This window comes from Micromonospora sp. DT229 (assembly GCF_049844505.1).
Taxonomy (GTDB): Bacteria; Actinomycetota; Actinomycetes; order Mycobacteriales; family Micromonosporaceae; genus Micromonospora.
The window spans coordinates 44,774-63,459 of the sequence record NZ_JBNCLD010000024.1; the positions used below are offsets into that span (position 1 = coordinate 44,774).

An 18,686-nucleotide genomic window follows, 5' to 3' on the forward strand; every position below is an offset into this window, starting at 1 on the left:
CGCCGGGTGGTGCGCGCACCGACCGACCAGGCAGACTGGGCGCTGATGTCCCCCTTCACCCCCCACCTGCGCCTGCACGACCGGTACGTGGTGCGCGAGCGCATCGGCCTCGGCGGCATGTCCGAGGTGTGGCGTGCCGAGGATGAGGTCCTCGGCCGCCCGGTGGCGGTGAAGGTGCTGGCCGCCGGCTTCGCCGCCGACCCCGATCTGCGGGCCGCCATCCGCCGCGAGGCCCGCGCCGCGGCCCGGCTGGCCCACCCCCACGTGACCCAGGTGTACGACTACGGTGAGGCCACCCTGGACGGCAGGGTCGTGCCGTACCTGGTGATGGAGCTGGTCGAGGGGCACAACCTGGCCGACCGGCTGGCCGACGGGCCGCTGCCCTGGCCGGCGGCGCTGCGAATGGCCGCCCAGGTCGCCGCCGCCCTGGCCGCCGCCCACCGGATCGGGGTGGTGCACCGCGACATCAAACCCGCGAACGTCATGCTCACCGACACCGGCGCCAAGGTGCTGGACTTCGGCATCGCCGCGCTGGCCGGGCCGCCGTCCCCCGCAGGGGCCGTCGGCGAACCCATGATGGGTACCCCCGCGTACACCGCCCCCGAGCGGCTGCGGGCCGCCGCACCGGATCCGGCCAGCGACGTGTACGCCCTGGGGGTACTCCTCTACCGCGCGCTCACCGGAGCGGTGCCGCTGCCGGTGGGTAGCTGGGAGGACGCCCTGGTGGTGCACGCCAACCGGCGACCGGTGCCGCCGCTGCGGGTGGTCGGGCTGCCCGCCGACTCCGCCGCCCTGGTGCTGGCCTGCCTGGACCCGGAACCCGGGCGGCGACCCACGGCCGGGCAACTCGCCGCCCGATGGCACACCGCCGCCGCGGGCGCGGCCAGCCCCGCCACAGCCGTACTGCCGATCATCACCGGCCACGACGAGCCGGTCACCGCCCCGGCGGGAGCAGCGAGCCATCCGCCGACCCTGGTCGACCGTGCCGAGGCCTGGTCCGCCCGCCCGACCCCGGGGCCACTGTCCCCTGTGGATCGGCTTGGCGGCCCACCACCTGCCGCCCTGCGAACGGTCTCCGGCCAGCGCCGCCGCCCGCCGATCGGGGCGGTGCTCGCCGCCCTGGTCGTCCTGGTGGGGCTGGGGGTGCTGCTGGTCCCCGACGGCACCGACGAGGGAAGCCCTGCGGCTGCGCCGCCCAGTGCCCCGGCCGCCGCCCCCACCTCGGCCGCACCCGCGACGAAGCGCCCCAGCCCGTCACCGGCACCCTCCGACCCGGTCAGCCTGCGGGAGTTCGCCACCGAGTTCATCGCGCTGCTCACCGAGGCGCAGCTCACCGACGGTCTCGACGGCAAGGTGGCCGACCGCCTCCGCAAGGACCTGGCCAAGCTCGCCGCCGGCAAGGCCGAGGACCGGCAGAAGCGGATCGACGACCTGCGAAAGCGCCTCGCCAAGGAGTCCGATCGGGGCCGGATGCCGGCCGACTTCGCCGACCGCATGGACGACCTGCTCGACCGGGTCGAGGACAACCTGCCCCGCGACTGACCCAGGTCAGGTCAGGAGCACCCGGGCGTACTCCCCGGGATCGCTGCTGGCCCGGGCCAGCACCGTACCGTCCGGCGCCCACACCGCCGAACGGCCGGCGGTCTCCCGGTAACCGCCGCCGGTCGGGCCGGCGAAGCTGGCCACCGCCACATGCACCCGGTGGGTGGTGGCCGTGCGCAGGGCCCGCTGGTCGGGCACGGCCACATCGGCCGCCGACTCCAGCACGGCGGCCAGGTAGACGTCGACCCCCAGGGCACAGGTGCGGGCGGCGTGTTCGGCCACCCCGGTGTCCTTGCAGATCGCCAGCCCCAGCCGCCAGCCGTCCACGGTCAGCACCACCGGCTCCGCACCGGGCAGGAACCGGCGGGGCTCGTACCCACCGAGCCACATCTTGCGGTACGCCACCCGGGCCCCGGTGCCGTCGACCGCGAGGAGGGCGATGTGGTCGCCGGCCACCGGCGCGCCGACCAGGGCCAGTGACCCGGCCGCCGCGCAGGCCTCGACCAGGGGTGCCAGCCGGGGATCAGCCGGATCGACCGGGGCGGCGTCCAGTTCGTATCCGGTCAGGGACAGTTCCGGAAAGACCACCACCCGGGCCGCCGCCGCATCGACCAGGGCCGCGTGGGCGGCCACGTTGGCACCGAGGTCGTACGCCCGACACCGGGGTTGGGCCACCGCGAGCCGCAGGGGGTCACGGCCGAGTTGATTCTCCACTGTCGCCCACCCTAGGTTCTGCCCTCATGCCGAGTCGATACCCACACAGCGCCATCCGACGATGGTTCGTAGGGTGGTACAGGTGATTCACATTCCGCGTGCCTCGTCCCCTGTCGGCGTCGTCAGTCAGTCCGCGCCGCCCGAGGACGGGCTGGTCGGCTTCGTCACCGACCTGGTGGAGCGTCTGGGCGGACCGGGCGCGGGCCTGGCCGTGGCGCTGGAGAACCTGTTCCCGCCCATTCCCAGCGAGGTGATCCTGCCGCTGGCCGGGTTCGTCGCGGCTCAGGGCCGGATGAGCGTGGTCGGTGCGATCTTCTGGACCACCCTCGGCTCCGTGCTGGGGGCGCTGGCCCTCTACTGGATCGGCGCCAAGCTGGGCCGGGAGCGGGTCCGCGCGATCGCCGCCAAGCTGCCGCTGGTGAAGCTCAGCGACATCGACCGCACCGAGGAGTGGTTCCTCCGACACGGGGTGAAGGCGGTCTTCTTCGGCCGGATGATCCCGATCTTCAGGAGCATGATCTCCATCCCGGCCGGTGTGGAGCGGATGCCGCTGCTCACCTTTGTGGTCTACACCACCCTGGGCAGCCTGATCTGGAACACCACCTTCGTGTTGGCCGGATACCTGCTCGGGGACAACTGGCACCTGGTCGAGTCGTACGCCGGCATCCTGCAGAACCTGGTCATCGTCGCCTGCGTACTCGGGTTGGGGTGGTTCGTCGTGACCCGGCTGCGCCGCTCGCGCCGGGCCGGCGGTCTGCGGTCCAACGACAGCGGTGCCGGGCTCACCGACGCGGAACCGGCCAGCGTCCCCGACCCGCACGGGCGCGGCACCATCTACCGCAGCGCCTGGGCCCAGGACCACCGACTGGACCGGGAACCACCCCGCTGACCGGTGCCGTCGGCCCCAGCAGCCGTGGCAGTGGAGCTGGCCGACACTCCGGATGCGAAACAGCTCCACTGCCACAGCTCCTGTCCGGCGGCCTCCGTGGGGGTGCTGGTGCGGCAGACTGGGTCGATGGAGGGTGGAGCGGGCTGGGCGGACGGGGTCGGGGTGGTCGAGTTGCCCGGCGGGGTGCGGGTACGCGGGCGACGGATCGCCGATCCCGCCTCCCCGGCCGACTTCAGTCTGCTGTTGGCACCCGGGCCGGCTCCGGCCTGGGCGCACCGGCGGGTGCGGTGGCCGGACTTCTGGGTGCCGACGGACCGGGCCGACACACTGGACGCTCTGCGGGAGGCGTTGCGGCGCGGGTACGCCGGCCAGCGGGTGGAGGTGGCCTGCCGGGGCGGCACCGGGCGTACCGGCACCGCCCTGGCGGCGTTGGCGATCCTCGACGGGCTGCCCGCCGAACAGGCGGTCACCTGGGTCCGGGCCGCCTATCGCCCCAAAGCGGTGGAGACCCCGTGGCAGCGTCGCTGGCTGCGCCGACTGCCCGAACACCTGAGGCACCCGGCATGAGGTGACCCACGGGCTGCGGTCACCTGGTGACCGGTAGGACCAGGGCCGGCGGCCCGGGGGACGGGAAACCTCACCCCCGGGCCGTTCTGGTCTGTCGGGATCAGCGCGCCAGGCAGGGGCGAGCCAGGTTGACCAGGTCACCCGGACGGTCGCCGTTGACCCGGCCGATCGCGGTGGCGATCCGGTTGATGGCGGCCACCCGCCGGTCCTCCAGCGGGCCGATCACGGCGTTGCGCACGAAGTTCGGGCCACCTTCGGGCCGCACCGCCAACTGCGCCAGCCGGGCGTCGGCCTCGGCGATCTGCTTGTCCAGGTTGGCCAGTTCACGTTCGACCTCGGCGGCGGCCTGGGCGGGTACGGCCGGCAGCCGGTCGCCGACGCTCGGGCAACTCACCTTCTGGGCGACTCCGACTCCACCGTTGCCGGCGTTGCCGTTGCCCGCGTTGCCGTTGCCCGCGTTGCCGGGGTTGCCGTTGAGGGCGCTGGGGGTGCCCGGGGGGTTGAGGCCGCAGGTGGCCAGGCTGGCCAGGTCGGGCCGCTGTCCACCCACCCGGTTGATGTTGATGCCGATCCGGTCGAGGGCGGCTACCCGCTTGCTGGCCAGGGGGCCGAGGATGGCGTTGGAGACGAAGTTGGCGCCGCCCTGGGGGTTGGCCGCCTGCTGGGCGAGACGGGCGTTGGCCTCCTCGATCTGCTTGTCGAGGTTGGCCAGTTCCTGCTCGACTCCGGCGACCGCGGCGGCGGGCACGGAATCGAGCTTGTCTCGTACCGTCGGGCAGTTCGCCGTCTGCGCGGCGGTCCTGGCGCTGTCATCGGCCGAGGCCAGCGTCAGACCGGCCCCGAGCAGGGTCACCGCGAGCAGGCCGACCCCGCCGACCTTCAAGGCCGCGTGCTTCTGGTGCCGTAGCGTACGCCTGACCATGCATCTCTCCTCATGATTGACCGGCCGGAGGGGTCGACGAAGGTCGTCCCGCCGGCTGATGCGACGTGGCTTCCCCGGGGGCGGTCCGACGGCGGCGGTCGGCCCGCCTGCGCGTCGTGCTCCCCGGGTGGGACCGGACGTGTTTCGGGAGCGCTCCCGTGACAGGTCCGGGGTGACTGTGGTTCGCCGGTGAGTACGGCAGGGTCGATCGATCAGTTCAACGGTCTCGCCGGGTGTGCGGGCCGGGTGTCGCACCGGCCGGGTGCTGGGCGCCGGATCTGGCCGTTAGTCTGCGTGTTCATGAAGCTCAGGGCGCTGGTGACCGTCTTCGTCGTCCTCGCGACCCCTGTCGCTCCGGTGACTCCAGGTATCGCGGCGACCACCGAGGGTGTCGTACCTGCCGTGACGCCCTGCCCGAAGGCGAAGGCGCCCAAGGCGGTCCGGTCGCCGCGCCCGACGCCACCACCCTCGGTGCCGCAGCACCGGGTCGTCGGCGGCGAGGCCCTGGCCACCCCGGGGCTGGTCGTGCCGCCGCAGGCGCCACCGCCACCGAAGGTGACCGCCACCTCCTGGGTGGTGGCCGATCTGGACACCGGGCAGGTGCTGGGTGGTTGTGGGCCACACGAGTACGCCACTCCGGCCAGTGTGCAGAAGTTGCTGCTGGCCGCGACCATGCTGCCCCGACTGGACCCGACCCAGGTGGTCACGGTTACCCGCGAGGACCTGGACATCGCGCCGGGCAGTTCGGCGGTCGGGTTGCTGCCCGGTGGCCGGTACCGGGTGGAGACCCTCTGGCTGGGGCTGCTGCTCCAGTCCGGCAACGAGGCGGCCAACGCCCTGGCTCGCCTCGGCGGCGGGTCGGAGGGGGTGGCCGGTGGCGTGCGGGCCATGAACGAGTACGCCCGCCGTCTGGGTGCCCTCCAGACCCACGCGGTCACTGCCTCCGGACTGGACGGTCCGGGACAGTTCACCAGCGCGTACGATCTGGCGTTGATCGCCCGGGCCTGCTTCGCCGACCCCACCTTCGGCAGGTACGTGCGCACCGAGCGGGCCCGGATCCCGGCGCAGAAGGCCCTGGGTGCCAAGGGTTTCCAGATCCAGAACAACAACCAGTTGATCTACCGCTATCCGGGCGCCCTGGGGGGCAAGACCGGCTTCACGGACTACGCCCGGCACACCTATGTCGGTGCCGCCGAGCGCGACGGACGTCGGCTCGTGGTCACCCTGCTCGGTGCCGAGCCCCAGCCGCTGCGGGGCTGGGAACAGGGTGCGGCGCTGCTCGACTGGGGATTCGGCCTACCGCCCGAGGCCACCGTGGGTCGCCTGGTCGAGCCGGGGGAGTGGGACGCCGAACCGACCCCCACCCCATTCAGCGAGGACCTGCCGCCGGTGCAGGTGACCACCTCGGCGGGGCTCGACGACACCCCCGGCGGGGGCCGGTATGTGGCGTTGGCCGTGGGAGCGGTAGTGATCGTGCTCGCCGTGGTTCTCGCACGACGGATGCGGGCCGGCGTCCGCCGCCGCGCCGGGTAGCAGGCCCCCGCCCTCGCCGGTGACCTGCGGCGGGAAGGGCCGAGGGCCGGCGGGAGGTCCGTGCTGGTCGATTCGCCGGACTGGCCGGAATTCACCCGATAGTGTCAACGGCTGTGAGAGTCTCCGGCCTGGCCGTGGCGGTGACCGCGGCGCTCATGACATCACCACTGGTGCCCACCACGGGTGCCATCGCGGCGGCACCCGTGCCGTGCCCGCGCCCGGCGCCACCCGCGCCCGGTCCGACACCCTCGGCGACACCGGCACCGGATCCGGTGGCGCGAGCGGTCGGGGGCGCCCGGCTGGCGACCGCCGGACTCGTCGCTCCGCCGCAGGTGTCGGCGCCACCGAAGGTGGCCGCCACCTCCTGGGTGGTGGCCGATCTGGACACCGGGCAGGTGTTGGGTGGCTGCGGACCGCACGAGTACGCCACCCCGGCCAGCGTGCAGAAGCTGCTGCTGGCCGCGACCATGCTGCCCCGACTGGACCCGGCCGAGGTCGTCACCATCACCGCCGGTGACCTCGACATCGAGCCGGGCAGTTCGGCGGTGGGACTGGTGGCCGGCGGCCGGTACCGCGTCGAGACCCTCTGGCTGGGGCTGCTGCTGCGCTCCGGCAACGAGGTGGCCAACGCCCTGGCCCGCCTGGGCGGCGGCGCGGACGGGATGGCCGGCGGCCTGCGGGCGATGAACGACCAGGCCCGACTGCTCGGGGCGTACCAGACCCATGCCGCGACCCCCTCCGGACTGGACGGTCCGGGGCAGTTCACCAGCGCGTACGACCTGGCGTTGATCGCCCGGGCCTGCTTCGCCGACGAGCACTTCCGGCGGTACGTGTCCACCCGGGAGGCGGACATCCCCGCCCAGCCGAGACACCGCGCCAAGGGCTTCACCATCGACAACGACAACCAGCTGCTCTACCGCTACCCGGGCGCGCTGGGGGGCAAGACCGGCTACACCGACCTGGCCCGGCACACCTATGTCGGTGCCGCCGAACGCAACGGACGCCGACTGGTGGTCACCCTGCTCGGCGCGGACGCGATCGACAAGCGCGCCTGGGAACAGGGGGCCACGCTGCTCGACTGGGCTTTCGCCCTGCCCCGTGACGCCTCGGTCGGTGTGCTGGTGCCCCCCGGCGCCACCACCGCCTCCGCGGCGCCGACCACGATGCCACCCCAGGCGCTGCCCGGTGGTGCCTCCGGTGGCGAGACCGCCGGTGGGCATCCGCTGGCCGACCGGCTCCGCTCGGGCTCGTACCTGCTGCTCGCCGTGGGATTGACTGTCCTGGTCGGTGCCTTGATCGTGCGGCGGCTGCGTAGCGACCGGCACGCCCCGACCTCCCGCGGCTGACCGCGGATGGTCGAGGGCCGCCCGCATGACGGAGGTGGGTGCGGCGCGGGCCGGCGCCGCCCCGGCTGGCGGTCGCGGCCACCCGCGGGTCGTCGGGCGGGCTGGTCGGCCCTGCTCGTCGGGCTGATCCTCGGCCTGGTCACGGTGGCCGGGTGCGGTCGGCCCACGCCCGTGCCGCAACCGTCCGACACCCGATCACCGACACCGTCACCGGCCCCGGTGCTGCCGGGCTTCGTCGTGCTCTCCGAGGTGGACCCCCGGATCCTGACCGACATCCGGTACGCCGGTCCGCACAACTTCATCGGCCGGCCGGTCGCCGGATACGCCGAGCCGGTGTGCCTGCTCACCGCCCCGGCCGCCGAGGCGCTGCGCCGGGTGCAGGACGCAGCCCTGGCCACCGGCCACACCCTCAAGGTGTACGACTGCTACCGCCCGCAGTCCGCGGCCGACGACTTCCTGACCTGGGCCGGGCGCCCGGGCGACCAGCGGATGAAGGCCGAGTTCTATCCCCGGGTGGCCAAGTCGGACCTGTTCGACCAGGGCTATCTGGGTGCCCCCACCGCACACAGCCGGGGCAGCACGGTGGACCTGACCCTGGTCGACCTGCCCCCGCCCCCGCAGGCCCCCTATGTCGCCGGCCAACCACTGGTGGACTGCACCGCCGACGTGCCGGAGCGTTTCGGGGACAACAGTGTCGACATGGGCACCCGCTTCGATTGCTTCGACCCGCTGGCGCACGTCGACGCCACCCGGGTCAGCGCCACCGCCCGGGAGAACCGGCGGCTGCTGCGGCGGCTGATGACCGAGGGCGGGTTCGTCGGCTACGACCGGGAGTGGTGGCACTACCGCTACCGCGACGAACCCTGGCCGGACACCTACTTCGACCTGCCGGTCGCCCGATCCTCCGCCGACTGAGCGCCCCGCGGACAGCGCCCGGCACCACACCGCGACCCGGCCAGGTGTGGGCCGCGCTCATGTCGCCGGTGACCTGGATCACGCTAGCGTCGCCGTACGCCGACATTACCGCCGGCGCTCACCGGCCCCAGGGAGAGCGTCATGCTGAAATCCGTCCTGCGCCTGCTCGCCGGAGCCGTCGCGGTAGCGCTGATCACCCCCACGGCAATGCTGATCACCCCCACGGCACCGGCGTACGCCGCCGCCACAGTGCACACCAAGACCCCGGTGGCCGGGAGCCTGTCGCCGTACCGGGTCTCCGGGGTGTACGTCGCCGGTGTCTCCTCCGGGGCCTACCTGGCCACCCAACTCCAGGTCGCCTACTCGCAGCGGATCAGGGGAGCGGCGCTGTTCGCCGCCGGCCCGTACTACTGCGCCCAGAACAACGTGGCCCAGGCCCTGTACGGCTGCGGCGACAACCTCTACCCGACCTACCTGAGCGCCCTGCAGACCTACACCCGGACCTGGGCCGGCTACGGCTGGATCGACCCGGTCAGCGGGCTGTCCGGGGAACCGGTCTACGTCTTCCACGGCCGCTCCGACACCACCGTCAAGCGGTCGGTCAGCGACGACCTGGTCCGCTACCAACAGCACTTCGGCGCCAACGTGCAGTACGACAACACCTCCTCCGCCGGGCACGGCTGGGTCACCCCGTACGGGACGGTGGGCTGCACGGGCACGGCCGCGCCGTATCTCAACAACTGCGGCACCGACCCGCAGAACTCCTTGCTGCGCAAGCTGTTCGGCACGGTGCAGCCGCCGAACACCGGCCCCCTGGGCGGCACCCTGGTGCGGTTCGGTCAGCACACCTTCGCCCCCGGCGGCCGGGCCACCGCCCTGAGCATGGACGCCGAGGGGTTCGCCTACGTCCCGGCGTCCTGCGCGGCCGGCGCGACCTGCCGCCTGCTCGTCGCCCTGCACGGCTGCCTCCAAGGGCACAGCCGGGTCGGTACGGCCTTCGTGGACCGGGCCAACCTCAACCAGTACGCCGACACCAACGCGATGATCGTGCTGTACCCGCAGGCCGTCACCGCGACCGCCAACCCGAACGGTTGCTGGGACTGGTGGGGCTACCTGGGGGCGACGAACTACCCCATCAAGGGCGGCGCCCAGGTGGAAACCGTGATGAACATGGTCCGCCGACTGGGCGGATGATGACGATCGGCGTCGCCCCGTAGGCTGTCGGTCATGACTGCCGTACGTCGATACCTGGGTGACGCACGGTGGCTGGCGCGGCCGGCCCCAGCGCTCGTGCCGAGGTCAGCCACCCGGTGAACGGTGCGCAGGTGCCGGCCCCGCGACGCGGGCCGGTCGACTCGTCGCGGTCGAGGCTTGTCGAGGCGTGCGCCCGGATCTCCGCCTCCCGCCCGTTCGAGCTGGCGATCGTCGCGGTGATCTTGGCCAACGGGGTGGTCCTGGGGCTGGAGACCTATCCCGACCTGGGTGCGGCCGGCACCGCCCTGCACGCGGTCGAGTGGATCTTCCGAGTGATATTTGTCATCGAGATCGCCATCCGGGTGCTGGCCTACGGGCGCCGACCGCAGGACTTCTTCCGCCAGGGTTGGAACGTCTTCGATTTCCTGGTGATCACGGCGATCTTCCTGCCGGGCCTGCACGGCGACCCCGCGCTGTTGCGGGTCGTACGGGTGCTGCGAATGGTGCGGCTGGTGCGGTTCTCGCCCGGCCTGCGCACGATAGTCGCGGCCCTGTGGCGCAGCCTGCCGGGCATCGGTGGCTTCTTCGCCCTGGCCGTGGTGACCCTCTACGTCTACGGCATGGCCGGCTGGCTGATCTTCGGCAAGGTCTATCCGGAGCAGTACGGGGACATCGGACGGTCGCTGCTGACCCTGTTCGTGCTGCTGTCCCTGGAGACCCTGCCGGACCTCATCGAACAGGGGATGGAGGTGTCCCCGTGGACGGTGCTCTACTACGCCAGCTTCGTGGTGATCACCGTCAACCTGCTGCTGAACATCCTGATCGCCGTCTTCGTCAACTCCATGGAGGAGGCGCGCCGGTTGGAGATGACCGAGGGGCTGGCCCCCGGCTACGACTCCGACGGCGACGGGATCCCGGACGAGGTGGACCGGATCGCGATCAGTCAACGCCTGGACGATCTGCGCACCCTCATCGTGGAACTGGAGCGGGAGTTGCGCATCGATCGCGACGATGGGCGGGGACATCGGGCGTTGAAGGACTGAACGAACGTTTTTGACCGAACCGGACGCGTCGATCCCAGGCGGTTTCCGGCCCGGGTCCAACGGTTAACGACAGGTGAACCTGGCGGACGTTCTGAGTGCTCTGTCGCCGGACACACCTTTGATCCAAATCACGGCAGATGCAGACAGCGGTCCTTACCGGATAGGGTCGTTGCACCGACTGATGATCTCCCGAGGAGGGTGTGTGCTGGTTCTGGTGGCGGTCCATGCGCTGACAGCCGTGATCGCCCCGGCGCTGGTGCGACTCTGGGGACGGCACGCCCTCTACGTGGTCGCGTTGGTCCCTGGAGCGACGCTGGCGTGGGCGCTGACGCACACCGGCGGAGTCCGCTCCGGCGAGCCAGTGGTCGAGACGGTGACCTGGGTGCCGCAGCTGGGCCTGGAAATCGCGCTACGAATGGGCACCCTGTCCTGGCTGATGCTGGTGCTGGTCGGCGGGGTGGGTGCGCTGGTGCTGGCCTACAGCGCCCGCTACTTCCGCTCCGACGACCCGGGTCTGGGTCGCTTCGCAGCGGTGTTCGTGGCCTTCGCCGGTGCGATGCTCGGCCTGGTCGTCTCCGACGACCTGCTGCTGCTGTACGTGTTCTGGGAGCTGACGACGGTCTTCTCCTACCTGCTGATCGGCTACGACCCGGCCAAGCGGACCAGCCGGCGAGCCGCCATGCAGGCCCTGCTGGTGACCACCCTGGGTGGTCTGGCGATGCTCGCCGGGTTCGTGATGCTGGGTCAGCACGCCGGCAGCTACCGCTGGTCCGAGGTGTCCGAGAACCTGCCCGCCGGTGGTTACCTGGCCACCGCCCTGGTGCTGGTCCTGCTGGGGGCGTTGAGCAAGTCGGCGATCTTCCCGTTCAGCTTCTGGTTGCCGGGCGCGATGGCGGCCCCCACCCCGGTCAGCGCGTACCTGCACGCCGCGGCCATGGTCAAAGCGGGCGTCTTCCTGGTCGCCCTGATGGGCCCCGCTGTCGGGGATGCCACCCCGTGGCGGCCGATGCTGCTCGTCGGCGGCCTGATCACGATGTTCTTCGGCGGCTGGTCGGCGCTGCGGCAGGTCGACCTCAAGCTGCTGCTGGCGTACGGCACGGTCAGCCAACTCGGCCTGCTGATGGTGATCCTCGGTGCCGGCACCCGGGACACCGCCCTGGCCGGGGTGGCCATGGTGCTGGCCCACGCCCTGTTCAAAGCCACTCTCTTCCTCACCGTCGGGGTCATCGACCACGCCACCGGCACCCGTGACCTGCGGGAACTCAGCGGTGTCGGGCGTCGCGCCCCCGCCCTGGCCGTGGTGGCGGGGCTGGCCGCAGCCTCCATGGCCGGTCTACCGCCGATGGCCGGTTTCGTCGCCAAAGAGGCCGCGGTCGAGGCGCTGCTGCACGGCGGCACCGCCGACCTGGTGGTACTCGCCGGCGTGATCTTCGGCTCAGTGCTGACGGTGGCGTACACCCTGCGCTACCTGTGGGGGGCCTTCGCGGACAAGCCCGGGGTCCAGCCCACCACCGTCCGGCCGGTGTCCTGGGCGATCCTCACCCCGGCCGCCGTGTTGGCCCTGGCCGGGGTGGCCGTCGGTGTCCTCGCCCCGGCGGTCGATCTCCTGCTGGCCCCGTACGCCGATCTCTACCGGTCCGCGGAGCCCGGCTACCACCTGGCCCTGTGGCACGGCCTGACTCCGGCGCTGGGCCTGTCCGCGCTGGCGGTGGCCGGCGGTGTCGGACTGTTCGACCTGATGCGCCGGGAGCGGTTCCGGGCCACCCTGCGGCTGCCGTTCGACGGTGCCGTGGCGTACAAGAAGTGTGTCAACGCCATCGACCGGCTGGCGGTCGAGCTGACCGGTAGGACCCAGCGTGGTTCGCTGCCGTTCTACCTCGGCGTCATCCTGGTGGTGATGGTCGTGTTGCCGGGTGGTGCGCTGCTGGCCGGCAGCCCCTGGCCACAGCGCTTCCATCTGTGGGACACCCCCTTGCAGGGAGTCGCCGCCGCCATGGTGGTGATCGCCGCCGTGATGGCCGCCCGCGCCCTGCGTCGGCTCACCGCGATGATCCTGGTCGGTGTGGCCGGCTACGGCATCGCGCTGATGTTCATCCTGCACGGGGCGCCCGACCTGGCGTTGACCCAGTTCCTGGTGGAGACCGTCACGATCGTGATGTTCGTGCTGGTACTGCGTCGACTGCCGGCCAAGTTCTCCGAACGTCCGATCCGCTCCAGCCGGCGGGGTCGGGTGGCGATTGGGGTGGCCGTGGGCGCCGTCACCGCCGGCATGGCCTACGTCGCGGCCGGTGCCCGCCAGGCCGTCCCGATCTCGGTGGACTTCCCTGACGAGGCGGTGGCCTACGGCGGCGGCAAGAACGTCGTCAACGTGACCCTGGTCGACATCCGGGCCTGGGACACCATGGGTGAGATCGCGGTCCTGGTGGTGGCCGCCACCGGGGTGGCCAGCCTGATCTTCCGCCATGCCCGCGACCTGGTTCGGCGGGGCGACATCCCCGGCGACGGCCCGACGGAGTACAACCGGCCCCGCTGGTTGACCACCGGCGCCACCGCCCGGTCCCAGTCGGTCATCCTTCAGGTGATCACCCGGCTGCTGTTCCACGCCATCCTGCTGTTCTCGATCTACCTGCTGTTCAGTGGCCACAACGCCCCCGGTGGTGGCTTCGCCGCCGGTCTGGTAGCGGGTCTGGCCCTGGCCGTGCGGTACCTGGCCGGTGGTCGTACCGAGCTCAACGGTGCCGCCCCGGTCGACGCCGGTGTGGTGCTCGGCGCCGGACTGTTCGTGGCCGTCGGCACCGGCCTGGCCGCGCTGCTGCTCGGCGGGGAGTTCCTACAGAGCGCCCTGCTGGACTTCCACCTACCGGTGCTGGGTCACATCCACTTCGTCACGTCGGCCTTCTTCGACGTCGGGGTCTTCCTGATCGTCGTCGGCCTGGTGCTGGACATCCTGCGCAGCCTCGGCGCCGAGATGGACCGCCAACACGAGACCGAGGGCGACGAGGTACGGGAAAAGGAGCTGGTGTGAGCCCCAACCTCACCTACGTCATCGTGGTCGGCGTGCTCGTCGCCGCCGGTGTGACGCTGCTGCTGGAACGCAGCCTCACCCGGGTACTGATGGGTGTCATCCTGCTCGGCAACGGCGCGAACATGCTGCTGCTTACCGGCGGGCGGGCCGGGGGTCCGCCGATCGTCGGCAGCACCCCGCAGGAGGAGATGAGTGATCCGCTGCCGCAGGCGATGATCCTCACCGCCATCGTGATCACCCTCGGCATGACCGCCTTCCTGCTCGCCCTGGCGTACCGCAGTTGGCATCTCAACGGGCACGACGAGGTGCAGGACGACGTCGAGGACCGCCGGATCATGGATCTCGCGGACCGCGACGAGGTACCCGACGACGACGTCGACGGTGACGACGACGAGGAAACACCGACTGAGGACGATCGGCGGCTGTCCGCCACGGCGAAGGGAGGGCGGACCGGATGACCTACCTCGTTCCGCTGCCGGTGGTGATGCCACTGCTCGGCGCAGCCCTTACCCTGCTGCTGCTCGGCCGTCCCCGTGCCCAGCGGTGGGTGAGCCTCACCGTGCTCGCCGCCACCGTCGCGGTGGCCGCGACCCTGCTGGTGCAGTCCAGCCTGCACGGGCCCCTGGTGGTGGAGGTCGGTGGCTGGGTCGCCCCGCTGGGCATCGTGCTGGTGGCCGACCAACTCGCCGCCCTGATGCTGGTGGTCTCCGCCGCGGTGACCCTGTGCGTGCTGGTGTACTCCATCGGGCAGGGTATGGCCGACGGCGAAGAGGAGACTCCGCTGTCGGTCTACCACCCCACCTACCTGGTGCTGACCGCCGGTGTCTGCAACGCCTTCCTCTCCGGCGACCTGTTCAACCTCTATGTCGGCTTCGAGATCCTGCTGGTGGCCAGCTACGTGCTGCTCACCCTGGGCAGCACCGAGACCCGGATCCGGGCCGGCACCACCTACGTCGTGGTCAGTCTGCTCTCCTCGGTGATCTTCCTGGTCGCCATCGGCCTGGTGTACGCCTCGACCGGCACCCTGAACCTGGCCCAGTTGGTGGACCGGCTGGACGCCCTCCCGGACGACATCCGGCTGGTGCTGCAGGGCATGTTGCTGCTGGCGTTCGGCATCAAGGCCGCGGTGTTCCCGCTGTCGGCCTGGTTGCCGGACAGTTATCCCACCGCACCAGCCCCGGTCACCGCGGTCTTCGCCGGCCTGCTGACCAAGGTCGGTGTGTACGCCATCATCCGTACCGAGACCCTGTTGTTCCCCGGCGGCCGGACGGCGACCCTGCTGCTGGTGACGGCCGTGTTGACCATGGTGGTCGGCATCCTGGGCGCGGTGGCCCAGTCCGACATCAAACGGTTGCTGTCCTTCACCCTGATCAGCCACATCGGTTACATGCTCTTCGGGGTGGGGCTGACCTCGTCCCTGGGGCTGTCCGCAGCGATCTTCTACGTGGTGCACCACATCACCATCCAGACCACCCTGTTCCTCGCCGCCGGACTGGTCGAACGAAGAGGCGGCACCACCGCCATGGACCGGCTGGGCGGCCTGGCCCGCCTGTCGCCGATCCTCGCGGTGCTGTTCTTCGTACCGGCGTTGAACCTCGCCGGCATCCCACCCTTCTCCGGGTTCCTCGGCAAGCTCGGCCTGGTCCAGGCCGGCATCGACGACGGGGGTGCGCTGGCCTGGATCCTGGTCGCCGGTGGTCTGGTCACCAGCCTGCTGACCCTGTACGCGGTGGCGCGGGTGTGGAACCTGGCCTTCTGGCGGGCACCCCACCCGGACATGCCGGCGGCCGACGACGCGGAGCAGGCGGCCCGCACCGAGGGTGCGGTGCAGCCGCAGCAGCCCCTGGCGACCGGGCAGACCGGTGCCGTGCTGCCCCGGCTGATGATCGCGCCGACGGTGGCCCTGGTGGTCTTCGGCCTCGTGCTGTCGGTGGTGGCCGGTCCGCTGTTCGACCTGAGTACGGACGCCGCCAACGACCTGCTGCAACGCACCCCGTACGTCGAGGCCGTCTTCCCGGGAGGTGCGCCGTGAAACCCGACTCGATGACCCCGGCGGACCCGACCGAGCCGCCCAACCCACCCCTGACCCCGACCGCCCGACGCCGCAACCGGATCACCGCGGTGATCTTCCTGGTGGTGGTCTGGGTGCTGCTCTGGGGTACGCCCTCCTGGGCGACCGTGATCAGTGGGCTGGTGGTGGCCGCCGTGCTGCTGGCGGTCTTCCCGCTGCCGCCGGTGACCTTCGCGGGGCGCATCCATCCCCTCGGCGTGCTCCGGTTCCTGGTCCGGTTCTTCAGCGACCTCGTGGTGGCCTCCGTGCAGATCGCCTGGATGGCGATGCGTCCGGGGCATGTGCCGCGCAGCGCCATCATCGCGGTGCAGCTGCGGGTGAACACCGACCTCAACCTCACCCTCACCGCGGAGGCCCTGTCCCTGGTGCCGGGTAGCCTGATTCTGGAGGCCGACCGCGCCAGCGGCACCCTGTTCATCCACGTCATCAACCTCGACAGTCTGGCCGAGGTGGAGAAGTTCCGACGCGGGGTGCTGGAGCTGGAGGGCCGCATCATCGCCGCGATCGGCTCACCGGAGGAACAGCGTCGCATCCGGGAGAACCCACCGCCGCCACTGGATCTGGAAGGGGTAGCGGCATGACCATCGTCGCCGTGACCGTCACCGCGCTGCTCGCCGTGGCCGGCGGCCTCACCCTCACCCGCATCATCCGTGGCCCGTCGATCCTGGACCGGGCCGTGGCCACCGACGTGCTGCTGGCCATCATCGTCGCGGCCATCGCCACCGAGGCCGCCTACAGCCGGGACGCCACCGCGCTGCCGGTGCTGGTGGTGCTGGCGGTGCTCGGGTTCGTCGGATCGGTGAGCGTCGCCCGCTTCGCCGCAGGGAGAAACGGCAAATGAGCCTCGACGCCGTACTCGACATCGTCGCCGCCGTCTGCCTGATCAGCGGTGCCCTGCTCAGCCTCGCCGCCGGAGTGGCCCTGGTGCGCTTCCCCGACCTGCTGACCCGGATGCACGCCGCGGCCAAGCCGCAGGTTCTCGGGCTGCTGCTGGTGCTGCTCGGCTGCGGCCTGCGGCTGCGTACCGGGGTGGACATCACCACCCTGGTGCTGATCGGGGTCTTCCAGTTGGCCACCGCCCCGGTTGCCGCGCACATGGTCGGTCGGGCCGGCTACCCGCACGGGGAGATCCGCAGTGATCTCCTGCTCACCGACGAACTGGCCGCCCACCTCGACCGCCTGACCGACGAGGCTCCCACCCCCACCCCCACCACCCCCCACCGCCCCTGACCCCAAACCCCATTGCCCCCCTGACCTCCCACTCCCTACCCTCACCCCACGCAATCCGCGCCGATCTTGCACTTTCTGTCGGGGTATAAGCCGCAGAAGTGACGTATCGGCGACCGGAAGTGCATGATCGGCGTTGACGAGGAGAGGGCATCATGGGGTTCAGCCTGCTTGCGGGGACCCGGGCACCGGTGCGGGTCTGGACGGATCCGTACGGGATCGAGGAGCAGGCGGCCCGGCAACTGCGCAACATCGGGGTGTTGCCGTGGGTGCAGGGGGTCGCGGTGATGCCGGACGTGCACTTCGGCAAGGGGGCCACGGTCGGTTCGGTGATCGCGATGCGCCAGGCCGTGTCGCCGGCGGCCGTCGGGGTGGACATCGGCTGCGGCATGTCGGCGGTACGCACCTCGCTGACCGCCGCCGACCTGCCCGACGACCTCGCCGGGCTGCGTCGGGCCATCGAGGAGGCCATCCCGGTGGGGTTCGCCCAGCGGGACGATCCGGTCGACCCGCGCCGCATCCGGGGTCTGGAGCAGCGCGGCTGGAGTGACTTCTGGCAGCGCTTCGCCGACCTGGACCGCCGGGTGGCCCAGCTGGAGACGCGGGCCCACCGGCAGTTGGGCACCCTCGGCGGCGGCAACCACTTCATCGAGGTCTGCCTGGAATCCGGCGGCGTCGACGACGGCCGGGTCTGGCTGATGCTGCACTCCGGCTCCCGCAACATCGGCAAGGAGTTGGCCGAGCGGCACATGGCGGTGGCCCGACGGCTGCCGCACAACGCCGACCTGCCCGACCGGGACCTGGCGGTCTTCCTCACCGGCACCCCGGAGATGGCGGCCTACCGCCGGGACCTGTGGTGGGCGCAGGAGTACGCCCGGCGCAACCGGGCGGTCATGCTGGCCGTGCTGATGAACCTGGTGCGGGACCGGTTCGGGCAGGTCAGCTACGACGAGCCGATCAGCTGCCACCACAACTATGTGGCCGAGGAGCGCTACGACGGGGTGGAGGTGCTGGTCACCCGCAAGGGGGCGATCCGGGCCGGTGCCGGTGAGCTGGGCATCATCCCCGGGTCGATGGGCACCGGGTCGTACATCGTGCGGGGCAGGGGCAACGAGGCGGCGTACTGTTCGGCCTCGCACGGAGCAGGACGGCGGATGTCGCGCGCCGAGGCCAAGCGGACCTTCAGCACGGAGGATCTGGCCGCACAGACCTCCGGGGTGGAGTGCCGCAAGGACTCCGGAGTGGTCGACGAGATCCCCGGGGCGTACAAGGACATCACCGAGGTGATGGCCCAGCAGGAGGACCTGGTCGAGGTGGTGGCCCACCTCAAGCAGGTGGTCTGCGTCAAGGGTTGACCGACCTCGCCATGGTCACCCGGCACCGTTACGGTCGCTGGGCGAGCATGAGGATGTGCCAGTGCAGGCGGGCGCCGAGCCTGCACTGGCACCCTGCTGCGCCGGCGACGAGCGCAGGGCGGACGGGGAGGCGGAGTCGACCGCGCCGGCCCGGCTCGGCCGTCCCGAGGACATCGCCGACGTGGTGGCCTTTCTCGCCGGCCCGGACGCCCGCTGGATCACCGGCCAGACCATCCGCGCCACCGGCGGCCTCCTCCTCTGACCCCCTCTTTCCTCGCCGATCTTGCACTTTCGGTCGCCGATACATGGCTTTCACGGCTTATGCGGCGACCGAAAGTGCAAG

The 18,686-nt window shown here is 71.5% G+C and carries 18 protein-coding genes; 16 read left to right on the forward strand and 2 right to left on the reverse strand.

Annotation, left to right across the window (positions count from 1 at the left end):
- The first annotated feature begins 9 nt into the window (after nucleotides 1-9).
- A complete protein-coding gene (locus tag ACLQ2T_RS26500; RefSeq protein WP_425769072.1) occupies nucleotides 10-1,542 on the forward strand; it encodes a serine/threonine-protein kinase in 1,533 nt (510 codons plus the stop codon).
- Between the two features lie 6 nt (nucleotides 1,543-1,548).
- Here the strand turns inward: ACLQ2T_RS26500 and ACLQ2T_RS26505 are convergent, their stop codons facing one another.
- Nucleotides 1,549-2,256: a carbon-nitrogen hydrolase family protein gene (locus ACLQ2T_RS26505; protein ID WP_425769073.1), complete on the reverse strand. Its 708-nt coding sequence runs from the start codon at nucleotides 2,254-2,256 to the stop codon at nucleotides 1,549-1,551.
- A gap of 82 nt (nucleotides 2,257-2,338) precedes the next feature.
- Between ACLQ2T_RS26505 and ACLQ2T_RS26510 the strand changes: the two genes are divergently transcribed.
- Both ACLQ2T_RS26510 and ACLQ2T_RS26515 read left to right on the forward strand, forming a co-directional pair.
- On the forward strand, nucleotides 2,339-3,145 hold the full coding sequence (locus ACLQ2T_RS26510; protein ID WP_425769074.1) for a DedA family protein: 807 nt from the start codon (nucleotides 2,339-2,341) through the stop codon (nucleotides 3,143-3,145).
- 126 nt (nucleotides 3,146-3,271) lie between these two features.
- Nucleotides 3,272-3,712, forward strand: coding sequence for a protein-tyrosine phosphatase family protein (locus tag ACLQ2T_RS26515; RefSeq protein ID WP_425769075.1), 441 nt, complete (start codon nucleotides 3,272-3,274; stop codon nucleotides 3,710-3,712).
- A gap of 100 nt (nucleotides 3,713-3,812) precedes the next feature.
- Here ACLQ2T_RS26515 and ACLQ2T_RS26520 read toward each other — a convergent pair whose 3' ends face one another.
- On the reverse strand, nucleotides 3,813-4,634 hold the full coding sequence (locus ACLQ2T_RS26520) for a hypothetical protein (protein ID WP_425769076.1): 822 nt from the start codon (nucleotides 4,632-4,634) through the stop codon (nucleotides 3,813-3,815).
- Between the two features lie 300 nt (nucleotides 4,635-4,934).
- Here ACLQ2T_RS26520 and ACLQ2T_RS26525 point away from each other — a divergent pair, with 300 nt between their 5' ends.
- The 13 genes from ACLQ2T_RS26525 (at nucleotide 4,935) to ACLQ2T_RS26585 (ending at nucleotide 18,605) form a co-directional block, all read left to right on the forward strand.
- Entirely contained in the window at nucleotides 4,935-6,167 is a 1,233-nt protein-coding gene (locus ACLQ2T_RS26525; protein ID WP_425769077.1) for a D-alanyl-D-alanine carboxypeptidase family protein, read from the forward strand.
- A gap of 155 nt (nucleotides 6,168-6,322) precedes the next feature.
- On the forward strand, nucleotides 6,323-7,513 hold the full coding sequence (locus tag ACLQ2T_RS26530; RefSeq protein ID WP_425769108.1) for a D-alanyl-D-alanine carboxypeptidase family protein: 1,191 nt from the start codon (nucleotides 6,323-6,325) through the stop codon (nucleotides 7,511-7,513).
- 171 nt (nucleotides 7,514-7,684) lie between these two features.
- Nucleotides 7,685-8,428: a M15 family metallopeptidase gene (locus tag ACLQ2T_RS26535; protein WP_425769078.1), complete on the forward strand. Its 744-nt coding sequence runs from the start codon at nucleotides 7,685-7,687 to the stop codon at nucleotides 8,426-8,428.
- Nucleotides 8,429-8,569: 141 nt separating this feature from the next.
- Nucleotides 8,570-9,622: an extracellular catalytic domain type 2 short-chain-length polyhydroxyalkanoate depolymerase gene (locus tag ACLQ2T_RS26540; RefSeq protein WP_425769079.1), complete on the forward strand. Its 1,053-nt coding sequence runs from the start codon at nucleotides 8,570-8,572 to the stop codon at nucleotides 9,620-9,622.
- Nucleotides 9,623-9,690: 68 nt separating this feature from the next.
- Nucleotides 9,691-10,665 carry an ion transporter gene (locus ACLQ2T_RS26545; protein ID WP_425769080.1) on the forward strand — a complete coding sequence of 325 codons (975 nt, stop codon included), beginning with the start codon at nucleotides 9,691-9,693 and terminating at the stop codon, nucleotides 10,663-10,665.
- Nucleotides 10,666-10,867: 202 nt separating this feature from the next.
- Complete coding sequence (locus ACLQ2T_RS26550; RefSeq protein WP_425769081.1) at nucleotides 10,868-13,690, forward strand: Na+/H+ antiporter subunit A; 2,823 nt, start codon at nucleotides 10,868-10,870, stop codon at nucleotides 13,688-13,690.
- Nucleotides 13,687-14,148, forward strand: a complete 462-nt coding sequence (locus ACLQ2T_RS26555) for a Na(+)/H(+) antiporter subunit C (RefSeq protein ID WP_425769082.1) — start codon at nucleotides 13,687-13,689, stop codon at nucleotides 14,146-14,148. Before ACLQ2T_RS26550 ends, ACLQ2T_RS26555 begins: the two co-directional genes overlap by 4 nt.
- Nucleotides 14,145-15,722 carry a Na+/H+ antiporter subunit D gene (locus tag ACLQ2T_RS26560; protein WP_425769083.1) on the forward strand — a complete coding sequence of 526 codons (1,578 nt, stop codon included), beginning with the start codon at nucleotides 14,145-14,147 and terminating at the stop codon, nucleotides 15,720-15,722. The genes ACLQ2T_RS26555 and ACLQ2T_RS26560 overlap by 4 nt, the downstream gene beginning before the upstream one ends.
- The gene (locus ACLQ2T_RS26565; protein WP_425769084.1) at nucleotides 15,719-16,342 is read left to right on the forward strand and encodes a Na+/H+ antiporter subunit E; all 624 of its coding nucleotides are present in this window, start codon (nucleotides 15,719-15,721) and stop codon (nucleotides 16,340-16,342) included. The genes ACLQ2T_RS26560 and ACLQ2T_RS26565 overlap by 4 nt, the downstream gene beginning before the upstream one ends.
- Complete coding sequence (locus ACLQ2T_RS26570) at nucleotides 16,339-16,602, forward strand: monovalent cation/H+ antiporter complex subunit F (RefSeq protein WP_327026062.1); 264 nt, start codon at nucleotides 16,339-16,341, stop codon at nucleotides 16,600-16,602. The genes ACLQ2T_RS26565 and ACLQ2T_RS26570 overlap by 4 nt, the downstream gene beginning before the upstream one ends.
- The gene (gene mnhG / locus ACLQ2T_RS26575; RefSeq protein WP_425769085.1) at nucleotides 16,599-16,991 is read left to right on the forward strand and encodes a monovalent cation/H(+) antiporter subunit G; all 393 of its coding nucleotides are present in this window, start codon (nucleotides 16,599-16,601) and stop codon (nucleotides 16,989-16,991) included. Before ACLQ2T_RS26570 ends, mnhG begins: the two co-directional genes overlap by 4 nt.
- A gap of 152 nt (nucleotides 16,992-17,143) precedes the next feature.
- Complete coding sequence (locus ACLQ2T_RS26580; protein WP_425769086.1) at nucleotides 17,144-18,343, forward strand: RtcB family protein; 1,200 nt, start codon at nucleotides 17,144-17,146, stop codon at nucleotides 18,341-18,343.
- A 55-nt stretch (nucleotides 18,344-18,398) separates the two neighbouring features.
- Nucleotides 18,399-18,605 (forward strand): SDR family oxidoreductase, encoded by a 207-nt coding sequence (locus ACLQ2T_RS26585; protein ID WP_425769087.1) that lies wholly within the window; start codon nucleotides 18,399-18,401, stop codon nucleotides 18,603-18,605.
- Nucleotides 18,606-18,686 lie beyond the last annotated feature (81 nt).

Bases quoted from the DNA above. Each gene is read 5' to 3' on its own strand.
- ACLQ2T_RS26515 (WP_425769075.1), top strand. From the start codon at position 3,272: ATGGAGGGTGGAGCGGGCTGGGCGGACGGGGTCGGGGTGGTCGAGTTG.
- ACLQ2T_RS26560 (WP_425769083.1), top strand. From the start codon at position 14,145: ATGACCTACCTCGTTCCGCTGCCGGTGGTGATGCCACTGCTCGGCGCA.
- ACLQ2T_RS26525 (WP_425769077.1), top strand. From the start codon at position 4,935: ATGAAGCTCAGGGCGCTGGTGACCGTCTTCGTCGTCCTCGCGACCCCT.
- ACLQ2T_RS26570 (WP_327026062.1), top strand. From the start codon at position 16,339: ATGACCATCGTCGCCGTGACCGTCACCGCGCTGCTCGCCGTGGCCGGC.
- ACLQ2T_RS26530 (WP_425769108.1), top strand. From the start codon at position 6,323: ATGACATCACCACTGGTGCCCACCACGGGTGCCATCGCGGCGGCACCC.
- ACLQ2T_RS26540 (WP_425769079.1), top strand. From the start codon at position 8,570: ATGCTGAAATCCGTCCTGCGCCTGCTCGCCGGAGCCGTCGCGGTAGCG.
- ACLQ2T_RS26580 (WP_425769086.1), top strand. From the start codon at position 17,144: ATGGGGTTCAGCCTGCTTGCGGGGACCCGGGCACCGGTGCGGGTCTGG.
- ACLQ2T_RS26520 (WP_425769076.1), bottom strand. From the start codon at position 4,634: ATGGTCAGGCGTACGCTACGGCACCAGAAGCACGCGGCCTTGAAGGTC.
- mnhG (WP_425769085.1), top strand. From the start codon at position 16,599: ATGAGCCTCGACGCCGTACTCGACATCGTCGCCGCCGTCTGCCTGATC.